The organism is Paenibacillus sp. CB74, assembly GCF_055687625.1.
The window spans coordinates 6,056,690-6,069,423 of the sequence record NZ_CM146009.1 but is presented as its reverse complement, the minus strand read 5'-3'; the positions used below and the strand labels follow the sequence as shown (position 1 = coordinate 6,069,423).

Genomic DNA, 12,734 nt, shown 5'->3' with positions numbered 1-12,734 from the left:
TTCATATATGTCCTATTAACTTAAAAGTCTTCTACCACAAATTCAATATCATTATAGTACCTCTGCAATGATAATTGGTTTCGGCTTTCTAATACCTTTTTCACCAATTCATGTGGTGATAGTTTAAATCTAGGATTACTAAAAAGGAACACCTCAAGAAGTTCGCCTCCTTGAAGTGTCCCTGTTAATTTATAGATATTCCAACTTATCCAAAACCCGTTTTAACATGACTGCTGCCTGAGCGCGAGTCGCGTTCCCCTGGGGTTCGAATGTTCTCGCTGTCATGCCTTGAATAATTCCCTCTTGCACTGCTTTGGCAACAGAATCCTTGGACTGAATTTTATTGCTGTCCTTGAACTTGGACAATGTCGACGTAGCAGAGGATTGAAGTGAGACCGTTTTCCCACCGTAGCTCATCGCCCGAACCATCATGAGAGCCATCTGTTCACGCGTGATTTCGCTTTCCGGTTTGAATGTACCATCCGTGTTGCCTGTAATAATGCCGGCTTCTGCCGCGGCACCAATGTAGGCACTGGTCAGATCTCCTCCACGAATATCACGGAAACGACGTGCAGCATTCTGATCTCCTTTTAAACCAAGACCTTTCGCTACCAATTCGGCAAACTCGGCACGTGTTATTTTCTGATTAGGTCCGTAATAGGAGCCATTCGTGGCCCCAATGATCCATTTGGACGACAACTCTTTGATGACTGCACCTGCCCAATGGCTGGAGGTATCCTGATAACTCACGGAATGAGTGACAGGCACGATGGTCTGGTTACCGTTCAGTTGTCCTTTAACGACCACTCCTCCTGTTGTACTCGCAAACGTATGCGGCACATTCGCCAGAATCAGTGTAGTCGGATCAATATACGTAAACCCGGAAGTTGCTGTAGGTGTGTTTACAGGCAACTGCATTGCGAGCTGGCTTTTGATATTCTGCTCTACCCGTTGATTCGTATTTCCACTAAATGCAGAGAGGTAGATGTCTGTAACATTACCAAGCTTCTGTGCTCCAGCAACCGCCAGCATTCCGTCGATCGTCCCTGAACTGGAGACAGGAACCGTCTCCACCTGTACATAGAAGTAGGAGGCATCCGTGTTGGTTGTGTTTCCCCCTACAGCTTGACTCATTGCGGATACATCCAGATTGGATAGTGGGACCATCCACAGACGATCACCATATTTGACACCAATTGAACCTGTACGGTTACTTAATGCAACCTGAGCCAATGTGTTAAGCGGGAATCCTACATAAGCGGAAGATTCACTGGCAGGGACTTCAAATACAACAGGTTGTGTTGTTTTGCCAGTTGTTGTTGCGTACTGGAAGGTCTGCAAAAGCTTCGCACCGTCTACATTGAACTGACGAGTAGAGCGATTGTTGCGTGACATCATCGAAACTGTAGCTGCTGTATCTGTGCTCATCACAAGCAGAGCTTGTCCATAACTTGACGAGTCTTGTTCTGTAAGCCAAGAAGGACGACTGTTCGTCTGGTTGCCTGTCGAACTACTACCATTTTGTTGCAGAGGAAGCGGTCCGAACGCAGTAATGGTGTTGTTCAACGCATCTCGCAGCGGAACGGCTCCCGGAGTATAGCTGACCGTCCCTGTCTGTCCTGCTGTTGCCGAGTTTGAGAGATTAAGAGTCACGATCGAACCCGATATGGAAGCATTCAGGACATTCGTTGTTGTCCCTCCAAGCTGCACACTAAACTGTGCAGCCGTTAGAGCCGTCTGAGCCTGAAGTGCATCTCTAAAGTTAATATATACTTTGTCCCCTTGAAGCGTTGCCGACAATATTTTCCCGTTACCAAAGGTATATTTTACTGGAGCCAGATTAACGTATCCTGCAGGATTGTTGTTTAGATCGGTTAACCTCAGGGTACCTGGCACATAAGAAAAGGTTACATTTTGAGTACTGGCAACTGTGTTGGCTAGCGTCAATGTAATCAGATCATCCTCAATCTCGGAATCATTTACAAATACGGCTTTACCATCTACCAATACGGAATATTGGCTCTTGAGTGGTTTGTTCGTACGGCTCAGCGGCTCATTATATCTAATCCACATCGTCGTACCACTCACTTCTGCACTCTTGAACTCAGGTGGTTTCGTGTCAATACTGTTACGTACATAGAACCCGTTGAATCCAGCTAGAGCTTGACCACGACTGTCTTTCACCGGCCATGTTCCTGGCGCGTAGGATACTTGTACCACTTCACCATTCTGGATGGAACGACTGAGACTAAGCGTTACCAACGAACTGTTATTGGTGGATATGCTGCTGATGCCCACCGCTGATCCGTCTGCTGTAACACTGAATTGTCTCACCGCATCACTGGAGTTAATATAGACGGTCTCTGGGTAGTACAGACTGATCGTATTGTAATATGCTGTACCTTCGCGTGGTTTCGACATAATGGAATCGAGACTATTCTCTACATCTCTGGCTCCGAATGCTGGAGCCGCGTTAAGAGACAAATCCTGAATTTTACGTGTTCCTGTTCCCGGTGCGTAGGCAATGCGGACAACCTGACCTACAGCTACACCAGTATCCAGAACAACATACACACTGTCTCCTGAAACATAGGAAGAACTTACATTCCGGTTCTCTCCGTTAACTGTCACTGTGAAGCTGGAAGCAAACGGATCAAGGCTGGAGAGCAACTCATCATACGTTAATCGAATAATCGTATTGCTGTACATTTTGGCTGTTTTAAGTACAGGTGGTGTTGTGTCTACGGTCAACGTTCTAAAGGTCCACGATGTGGTTCCATTCAGACCCGTAAACAGATTCCCCGTCTGATCCCGGAACACATTCGCAGGAATATCAACCGTATACGTTGTGTTGCTTGTCAGAGTCGTTTGCGGGATGATGCGCAACTGTCTGGGGTTGGACGTACTAATTAATGTCGTCGAAGCCACAATCCCGCCGTTTGCATTCTTAACCGTAGCTGAACTTGCGTAATTCCGGTCCAGATCTTTGTTGAATGTCAACGTAAACTCATTCGTGAGTGATACGCCTGTTGCTCCGTTTGTTGGAGACAGGCTGGATACGGTCAGGGCTGTGGGATCGGATACTACATTGAATCCCCATGTTGTTCGCTGAATGGCTCCCGTATCATTGTTCAGGTCATCACGCAAAAAACCTTCCGGAACTGCTATGTAAATCGTGCTGTTATTCGCCCAATTGTTCACTGGATCAATCGTCACCGTGGTTCTCGCCGTATTGAAACTAATTCGGTTTGAATTGGCATCAATCTCTTCCAATAATGTAGTGCCACGATAGATCTGGAGCTTGCCAGCACCGACTTTCATTGCCCGATCATAAGTTAGTTGAATATTGGCTGAAGGAGATACATTCGCAGCTGCGTTAAGAGGCGACTGCCCAGTTAATTGAGCTGTACTAACTCCTGATGTCCGGAATGTCCACTCTTTGTTCAGACCCTCAACCGGTTGACCATCCCCATATACGAAAGACTGGCTACCAATCGTAACATAGAATGACCCTCCAGGCAGAGTTGCAGGAAGCTGGATTTGCACACGTTTCCCTAGATATGCATCAGTAGCTGCATCATCTGCAATGACAGTCACAGCTGCATTCGCTACGGAAACTTTTGTTACGATCGAGTCATCCTGAACTCGGTAAACAGTAATTTCCTCAGTAGAAGTGTCGATTTTCTTTACTGGCTTAATAAAATCAATTGTCAGTGGTGCTGATCCACTCGCCTGCTGTTCGTTCACAGCAGGTGACGTTGTGCGAATTCCTTTTTCCGTTAACTCATCAGCGGCATATGCGGACTCAACTCCTACCCATCCGGCGAGTATCCCTTGAGTGACTAACATCAAAATCATAAGACTAGCTAATCCCTTACGGGCCATTTTTCTCACAAACACCCAACCTTCCCCCTCATCTCCATTTTCCTAATTGTCTGATCTACAGACCTCTATATTTATGTCGGTCAAAGAGGGATTTTCAATTAATAAAATGGAAATGTATGGTGTTTTATTTTGTAAAAAGATGCAAAAAGCCCCTGATTCCATATTGGAATAAAGGGCTTCAGTAGAAGATCACTATGCAATTAGCTAATTACAGACCTGCTTGAGTTTTCAAAAGGTCTGCTTTGTCCACTTGCTCCCAAGGTACATCCAGATCTGTACGACCGAAGTGACCGTAAGCAGCGGTTTGTTTGTAGATTGGGCGACGCAGATCCAGCATACGAATGATGCCAGCCGGACGAAGATCGAAGTTGTTGCGCACAAGCTCAACCAATTTCTCTTCGCTGACTTTGCCAGTACCGTATGTATCCACGTTGATCGATACCGGGTTGGCTACACCAATCGCATAAGCGAGCTGGATTTCCACTTTGTCTGCAAGTCCTGCAGCTACAAGGTTTTTCGCTACGTAACGAGCCGCATATGCTGCGGAGCGGTCTACTTTTGTCGGATCTTTACCAGAGAACGCACCACCGCCGTGACGTGCATAACCGCCGTAAGTATCTACGATGATTTTACGTCCAGTGAGGCCTGCATCTCCCTGAGGTCCGCCAATAACGAAACGTCCTGTTGGGTTGATAAAATATTTAGTCTGCTCATCCAGCAATTCCGCTGGAACGACAGGCAGGATGACATGTTCTTTAATGTCTTTTTGGATCTGTTCCAGTGTAGTCTCTTCAGCGTGCTGAGTAGACACAACGATGGTATCCACACGTACCGGCTTGTCACCGTCGTATTCAATCGTTACTTGCGTTTTACCATCCGGACGAAGATATTCCAACGTACCGTTCTTACGCACTTCCGCCAGACGGCGTGCGATCCGATGGGACAGTGCGATTGGCAAAGGCATGAGTTCAGGTGTTTCATTCGTTGCAAAACCGAACATCAGACCTTGGTCACCTGCACCAATGTTTTCTGTTTCACGAGCAACTTGTTCCGGGTCACGATTCTCAAGCGCTGCGTTAACACCTTGGGCAATATCAGCAGACTGCTCATTCAGAGAAGTCAGAACTGCACAAGTGTTATAATCAAAACCGAACTTGGCACGTGTGTAGCCAATATCCTTAATTGTATTACGAACGATGGACGGAATGTCCACGTATTCAGAAGCTGAACTGATTTCACCGATGACAAGCACTAAGCCTGTGGCTACGGAAACTTCGCAAGCTACACGAGCATTGGGGTCGTTTGCAAGAAACGCGTCCAATACGGCGTCTGAGATCTGATCGCAGATTTTATCCGGATGTCCTTCAGTTACAGACTCCGATGTAAATAGATGCCGGCCTTTAATAGACATGAAGTTTCAACCTCCCATAACTAGTAGTATGGCGATTGCCCGAACAAAACATGACAGCGATTCGTTCACTGTACCCTCGAAGCTTTTCCGAAATGGAATAAGGACCCAAGGTCCGGAGTTACGAAGATAAGGATTTTTCAGGTAATTGCCTCAAACGAAAATCAACCTTTCCCTAGTGGAAAAGGTTGCATACCTCAAATGCCATCTTAACGTATTTGTCAAGACGTGTCAAACGAAACGGGGTAAGGAAAATGCCCTATAAGTGCTGCTCTGCCTGACGAATTAGCCTTTTGGTGATCTCTCCACCAACCGAACCATTCTCGCGGGAAGTCAGATGTCCCCACCCTTTGTATTGCCCATAAGAGTGATCACTCACTTCACCCAGTTCAGATCCAAATTCTGTATCCGCACCAGCCAATCCTCTGCCACCATACCCCACATTGAGGCCAAACTCTGCAGCAATCTCATACTTCATCTGATCCAGCATTTGACGACTTTCGGGTACCACTTTGCGATTACTTCTAGCCATAGTTCCTGCACCTCCATTAATTAATTATCAACAGTTATAGAGTGAGCAGGAACAAGGCTGGCTAGCCGTATTAATGTTTGTTAGAACTGGTTAATCTGAGCAAATGAAATGGATGAAGAATGAATAATTCCTTTAACAGAAGCAAAACCTATTTCAAAGTATATCCACCACGAACCATTACGGTTAGGCTATATTTGTTCCCTTCCAATACAGCAATCCCCCGTCCATCCCTTGGAAAAGAGAGCAGGTGATTGGTCGGCGCTGCCTGTCCATTCGTCAGGTCAATCCCGTCCGTCAGATCCGCTACACCATTCGTACCCTCACTGACGATCACAGCCTTGCCGCTACGTACGATGAACTCCGCGCCAGATTTGCCGATCAGCTGTTGACCCGGCTTCACCGTTACGATCTCAACGGCATCAGAAGCACCTGAGACCAGTGGAGGAAGCGACGTATCTCCACCTGTACTACCAGAATTCCCGGTTCCTGTAGAGCCGGCATTGTTACCGGATGAGTTACCAGAACCCGTGCTAGCACCGCCACCCAATGCTTTTTGAATCTGCTGATCTACATAACTCTTCGTTACAACCGGATCGTCTGCTGTTCCTGGCTGGCTTGTCCCTGCACCGATGGCTGTATTGCTGTATACCGACCCAACCCACACGCCAACACCAATCGCGAGCGCAGCAAGGGACACTTTCATATAAGGTTTCATGTGAATCATTTTCCTCCTCTGGTAATCTATTAACTTTAACTATAGAGAAAAAATAGGGATGCGACAAGCAAAACCTCGTTTCCGTTGGGGTGGAAACGAGGTTTTTTGGACAAATCTAACGATTATTTGAATCTATGCCTCTATCTTATATCGACGGGTTCTTCCTTCGGAAGTTTGGTCAGGTCATATCCGTAGCTTTGTTCCGCAAGACGAAGACGTTGTCCCTGGAACTGATCATCTACGCTTAAGCGATACGAACCACCGCGAAGCTTCTCGAAGAAGCTGTCTTCTACGCTCCAGCTCAGTGTCTGGTTGGTTCCCACTTTCAGATCGGTTCCCAAAGTTAACTCTTTCTCATATGATTTGCCTGCTTGATCCGTCATTGTAAGGATTAACTTATGCTCGTTCTCACCCATCTCAATCTCTTCATTACGGGATAAGCTGTAATTCATCTCGATCTGTACAGATGAGCTGCCTGCCAGATATGCTCTCACACTGTTGGCAGTCCAAGAGTAAGGATAGAGATCAATATTGGTTAACGAGCCTTGAACACTAATGGAGGTTGGCGGCACTTCGAATGCCAGAGCATTCACATATGCAGTTGCTTCCCCTTCGCCCGTTACAAACTTGCTGTCTGCAATACCTTCGCCCACAATTAGGCGCAAGTCTGAGAAGGTAACAGTCTTCGGAATCTTAGCCCAGAATGTAACAATCGACTTCTGGCCCGGTCCAGGCAGACGCTCTGCTTGCTTCGCAGTTGCTCTGTAATACTGGCCATCCGATGTCTTGAAGTAACCTACAAGTTTGCCAAGCCCACTTTGACGCAGTGATTTGTTCGTCATTTCGAATTCGGTATATACAATGTCCGATGACGTTCCTGGATAACGAATCGTTCTTCGTACACCCATTTCGGTCTCTTTATCCGCCGTACCCGATGTGTATGTCTTGCCGCTTCCAACATAAGATACCGGTGAAATCAGTCCAGACGTATTGAGCGTGATCCACTCATTCGTTTCTTCTTCACTAATTTTCTCGTTTAGACTAAGCTCCAGACGAGAGATACGTAATTCGGAAGGAATCTTGGTCAAAAGGTACGCCTCAGTGGTCATGCCCGCTCCAAGTAGCTTACCACTTTGTGTGTAAATTAGCTTCTTGTCTCCTTCAATCTCAGCAGAATCAATCATAAACATTGCTTCAAGTTCAGGAAGTTGAACGGTTTTATTCCCTGCGTTACGAATGGTCACTTTTGCCGCAATAATATCGCTATCAAGCCACGGCAACCGCTGTAACGATCCAAAAGACACACCAAATGTACCTTTGTTATTCTTAATGACTGTTTCGGTCGTTAATCCATCTCCGCTGGATACCGATTCAGGGATTGCGTAGACACCTACAGGATAGGAAAAGACGAATCCATTGGTTGGAGAAGAAGCTGTTGCTGACTCTGTACTTTCATTTTTGTCCACCGGACTCATTACATAGAGCTTGATCTTTTTGGTATCCCCATCACCCTGAAGGGTTGCATTCAGCTTAATCGTCTTGATATCACCCGGGTTCAACTTCAATGCATCCAAAGCTTTGGTTTCGATTGGATAGACTGTTCCGTCTGTATTCCGTACCTCGAAGGTATATGTCGGCACCTTAACGGCTTTCTTGCCTTCATTCTTGAATTTCATTTGAAGGTTAAGACTGTACTCACCATCATCGATTCGAACTTTGGCAGATTCAAGCAATGTGGACAGTCGTTGTCCTTCAACAGAGATGATATTGGGCTGATTGGCAGCAACCTCAACATTCGTCTTGCTAGCCTCTGGCAGTTGCAGTGCAGCAACAGGGAGAACACTTTTCTCTTCACCCTGTTCTTCTACCAGCAACAACTCAGACTTTTGCAGCTTCACTGACGTAGGAAGAGATGCCATCAGACTGAGAGCCTTATTAGCTTGAGCTTGGATACTGACACTCGTGCTGTCTTTATCCGGAGTTAGCGGATAGTTAGTACCACTTGGCGTACGCAAAATCCATTTGATATTCGGATTTTCAAGTAATTTATAACTGATATTGTTTAAATTCACGCCAATTTTCACATACTGTTTCTTATCTTCACCTGGAAATACTTTAATGCCTGATACTTTCACCTTCACAGCAGAATCACTCAGACGAACCGTCTTCGGCTTACCTACAGGTGTAGTAATGCTATAGGATGCGGGCACGTTAAACTTACCCAGCGTACGTTCATAGTTAGCTTGACTGAAATCCCATTTCACGATGAGGAAGTTCAGATCGCTCAGTTTCACTTCGCGACCCACTTTCATGACATAGGTCAACTCAACGGTTGATCCCGGCGCGACCGTTTTCTTCTCCTGATCTTTTGCGATCAGTTTAGGTGAGAACGATGTTCCTCCCTTGGTTTTCACTTTGCTCCAGTAATCGAGCATCATCATTGGGGTGCTGTCATTATTCTTGTAAGACAATGTATACGTAACCACATTGCCATCGTCCTGTGCCAAGATGTTTACATCTGTTAATCTTACGGAACTTCGTGCTGTCACTTTAACAGCTGACAGATTACCCAGGGTATGTACAACCTTCTGCGTTGTCGTTTTCTTCGATGTACTACTATTTGAACTGGTTGCAGACGTTTTGTTGGTTGTGCTCGCTGCCATGGCGATGCCAGCGGTTGAACTGATCAACATTGCACTTGCGAGCAAGCTCACAAACATTTTCTTTTGATTCACTTCCAAACCTCCCATAAGTTGCTTGTTGCTATTATAGTATAAACGTTTGGGAAGGGGAGAAAGTTACGATCTTGTTTAAATCAAAAAAGTGTTTCTCTCTTTAAGAGAGAAACACTTTTTTTAAAAAATTAATTATTCAGCAGCAAAAGTTACAGCTGTACGTGCAGATTCAGTTTTACCAGCTTTAGTTACAGTTACATGAACTGTATCACCAGCAGGGTTCAAAGTGAGTCCTGTAACAGTAGCAGTTGTCCCAGTAGAAGTAACAGAACCAATCGCTGTTCCACCAGTTGCAACATCGTATACTTTTACAATGTCACCTGCAACTACGTTATCTACTTCAACACTATCACCTGTACCAACAACAACATTTACAGTGATATCAGCTACAGCTGGAGCTGCGCTAGTACCAGAAGTAACTGCCAAAGTACCAGTTGAGTTATCGGAACCACGAGTATCGAAATCAGCAAGTTTCAGGTCTGTTTTAGCAGCACCATCAAGTCCTACTGCAGAAGCATCAACGAAGTTTCCGTTGCTGTTTGTGAATACGATGTTGATAGCTCCACTGTAGTTAACATTTGCAAAGTCAAGCACGATTGAGTTTGCACCAGCAGCGTTTGTAAGAGCATTTGCGTTCTTCACAGCATAAGTGTTTGAACCACTACCATAAGTGATTTCAGTACCATCTGCTTTGTAAACTTTGAAGTTATCTTTCAAGTTGGCAGTGTTTTTAACAACTACCTCTTCATCAAGTTTAATAGTAACTTCATTTGTAGTACCATCGAAGGAGATGTCTCCACCAGCACCCAATGCAATTTTACCATCAGTTTTGCTTACAGATGGAGCGATTGTATCGTCGATAGTAATGCTAGCTGCAGTCAATGGAGCATTAACAAGGTTTTTAGCTGCATCTGCAGTGTATGCAAGAGTTTCACCCGCATTTGCACTCAACTTGCTTCCAAGAGTCAATTTAACTACTGTATTGTCATTGGAATCAACAACAGCATTTGTGATTGTGTTAGAAGCAATAGAGAATGCAGTTCTGTCAACATTGGAAACTGGTTGGTTGAATTTAACCAAAACAGTATCTTTTGCAGTTGCATTTGCACGATCTACTTTGAATGTGTTAGTGATTGGGTTGCTAGCAGTTCCGTATGTTGCAGAGTATCCTGACAAGAATACACCAGCATTACTCTTAACACCTTGAATTGTAAGTTCTTTAACAGCAGTTACATTCGTAGGCAAAGTGATAATTACACCTTTATTGTCATTCACTGGTGTGATGTTAGTACCAGCTGGCAATTTACCTGTGATGTCATTAGCTGTTCCAGTTCTTGTGTACTTAACAAAGTAGTTCTCAGTGTTAAGAATAGAAGCAGTAGAAGATACATCCATAGATTTGCTGAATGTTACATAATACACATTTCCGTTACCGGATACGCCAGCTACTGAAGGTGCTGCAGCATCTTTAGCTTCAATTGTAGTTGTGTGTGGAAGCATAGTGTTTTTCAAAGTTGTTGTGTCTTGCAATCCAGACAATTCAACTGTGTATTTACCAGCATCCAAAGCTTTAGAGAATTGAAGTGTGAACTCTTTAGCTGTTCCAGTAGCACCACCAAAGATGGATACACCAACATCTGTTACTGCTTTACCATCTTTATCTTTAATTACTACATTTGTAGTTTTGAAAGTGGAAAGATCAACAGATTTAGAGAAAGTGTATTTGATGCTATCGTAAGAATTTTCATCATACAATGCACTTACAACTTCAGGGCGAACTTGGTCAACAACAGGGTTAATAGATACTTTAGTATCTGCCGCAATCACATTGCCACTGTAGTCAAGAATGTTTTGAACATACAGATCAGTTGCAACAGCTGGAAGCTTATCGGAACCACTGAATGTCAATTTGAATGTTTTGGAGTTGATTCTTTCAACAGTGCTGTTAGCATAGTGTTTAGTTGAACCATTCAACCAATAGTAGTTGCCACCTTTGATTGCTTCAGAATCTTTAACATCTTCGCTAAATACTACTGTTGCACCTTCAAGTGTAACATCTTTAACTTCTGTAACTGTTGGAGCAGTTTTGTCTTCAACAACTTCGAAGTCTTTAGTTGTTTCAATCAATTTGTAAGGAACATAGTCTTGAACACGATCATTAATTGTCAAAGTGTGTTTACCAACACTCAATGTGTTGAACACTTCAACGATCACTTCACGAGTACCAGATCCTGAAATCACACCTGAAATTGCATTTCCGTCCAATTTGAATGTTGCAGCAACAGAACTTGTTACAACTACTGGCTCGGAGAATGTAATTTTAACTGCTTTATTACCCAAACCTTCAACATTCTCTACTGTAGGCAATACAGAATCAACTGGTTTGAACTCAATATCTTTTTGAGATACAAGTTTAGTTGTGTCTGAACCTTTCAGCGAGTTAACAGAAAGTTTGTAGTCTTGTTGGTTAGTAAGGGAATTAGTCAAAGTCAGAATAACAGACTTACCACCGTTTTGAAGTTCTACAGACTTGATAGAAACATTGTTATCAGCTTCATCTTTGATTGTGTAAGTAGCTACATTCTCAGCAGATGCTTTATTAACGTCTCCGTCAAAGTTTACAGTTACTTCTTTCAAGTTAGTAGCAGATACGCTCTCAACTTTAGTAGCTGTAGTTACTACATAAGTAACTTTCTCAGTGAACTCTTTATCTTTGTAAGTGAATTTCACTTCAGTTTCTTTGTTAGCTTCGAGAGCTTTATCCAAAGTTACTTTTACAGTTTCGCCGTCGCTGATTTTGAACTCAACTACTTTACCAGCTTCAGTTACTGTGTAAGATTCTACTTTCAAGCTTTGAGCTTGATCGATAGAGTAAGCTGCACCTACCAACAATTCGCGGGAAGCATTGCCAGAGAAGTTAGCGTTAGCGTCGATCAGACCTGCGTTGATCGCTGCTTGAACATAACCTTTAGCCCATGCTGCTGCATTGTTGTTAGTTTCAGTTGGGATTTCAAGATCAAGTGCACGAGTCAAGATTGTAGCCATTTCAGCTACTGTCACTTTACCATTGAAGTCGAAGATTTTTTTCTCTACGTTTTTACCTTCCATGATACCCGCAGCAGTTACTGCTTCGATGTAAGGCACAGCCCAGTTCTTAGCTGTGTAGTTTTTGTCAGTGTAAGAAAGAGTTCCAGTGATCTCTTTCAGACCAAGCAATTTAGTGATAACTTTTGCGAACTCAGCGCGAGTCATCTCTTTGTCCAGACCAGCTGTACCATCTGGGTAACCATTGAAGATACCTTTTGCTTTCAATGCATCAAACTGTTGTTGTGGTGTTACTGCTGTGTCACCGAATGCTACAGATGCAAACATTGAGAATGCCATTGCTGTAGACAGTGCTACGGATAAAATTTTCTTCATAACCTTTTTGTCTCCTCCTTGGGCGTTCATAACATTGGA

6 protein-coding genes are annotated in these 12,734 nt (G+C 44.1%); all 6 read right to left on the bottom strand.

The annotated features are described in order from the left end of the window. Positions 1–189: 189 nt before the first annotated feature. The 6 genes from ACX9NY_RS26685 to ACX9NY_RS26660 all read right to left on the bottom strand — a co-directional run bounded on the left by ACX9NY_RS26685 (position 190) and on the right by ACX9NY_RS26660 (position 12,695). Positions 190–3,900 (bottom strand): SwmB domain-containing protein, encoded by a 3,711-nt coding sequence (locus tag ACX9NY_RS26685; RefSeq protein WP_472476066.1) that lies wholly within the window; start codon positions 3,898–3,900, stop codon positions 190–192. 193 nt (positions 3,901–4,093) lie between these two features. After that, on the bottom strand, positions 4,094–5,296 hold the full coding sequence (gene metK / locus ACX9NY_RS26680) for a methionine adenosyltransferase (RefSeq protein ID WP_472476065.1): 1,203 nt from the start codon (positions 5,294–5,296) through the stop codon (positions 4,094–4,096). A gap of 256 nt (positions 5,297–5,552) precedes the next feature. Beyond that, positions 5,553–5,825, bottom strand: coding sequence for an alpha/beta-type small acid-soluble spore protein (locus ACX9NY_RS26675; RefSeq protein WP_017691962.1), 273 nt, complete (start codon positions 5,823–5,825; stop codon positions 5,553–5,555). A gap of 148 nt (positions 5,826–5,973) precedes the next feature. Continuing rightward, a complete protein-coding gene (locus tag ACX9NY_RS26670) occupies positions 5,974–6,540 on the bottom strand; it encodes a hypothetical protein (protein ID WP_472476062.1) in 567 nt (188 codons plus the stop codon). A 140-nt stretch (positions 6,541–6,680) separates the two neighbouring features. Beyond that, positions 6,681–9,275, bottom strand: a complete 2,595-nt coding sequence (locus ACX9NY_RS26665; protein ID WP_472476060.1) for a hypothetical protein — start codon at positions 9,273–9,275, stop codon at positions 6,681–6,683. 132 nt (positions 9,276–9,407) lie between these two features. Beyond that, on the bottom strand, positions 9,408–12,695 hold the full coding sequence (locus ACX9NY_RS26660) for an S-layer homology domain-containing protein (RefSeq protein ID WP_472476058.1): 3,288 nt from the start codon (positions 12,693–12,695) through the stop codon (positions 9,408–9,410). Between the last annotated feature and the right edge of the window lie 39 nt (positions 12,696–12,734).

Excerpts from the sequence above, each read along its gene's own strand:
- ACX9NY_RS26660 (WP_472476058.1), bottom strand. The coding sequence starts at position 12,695 with ATGAAGAAAATTTTATCCGTAGCACTGTCTACAGCAATGGCATTCTCA.
- ACX9NY_RS26675 (WP_017691962.1), bottom strand. The coding sequence starts at position 5,825 with ATGGCTAGAAGTAATCGCAAAGTGGTACCCGAAAGTCGTCAAATGCTG.
- ACX9NY_RS26670 (WP_472476062.1), bottom strand. The coding sequence starts at position 6,540 with ATGAAACCTTATATGAAAGTGTCCCTTGCTGCGCTCGCGATTGGTGTT.
- metK (WP_472476065.1), bottom strand. The coding sequence starts at position 5,296 with ATGTCTATTAAAGGCCGGCATCTATTTACATCGGAGTCTGTAACTGAA.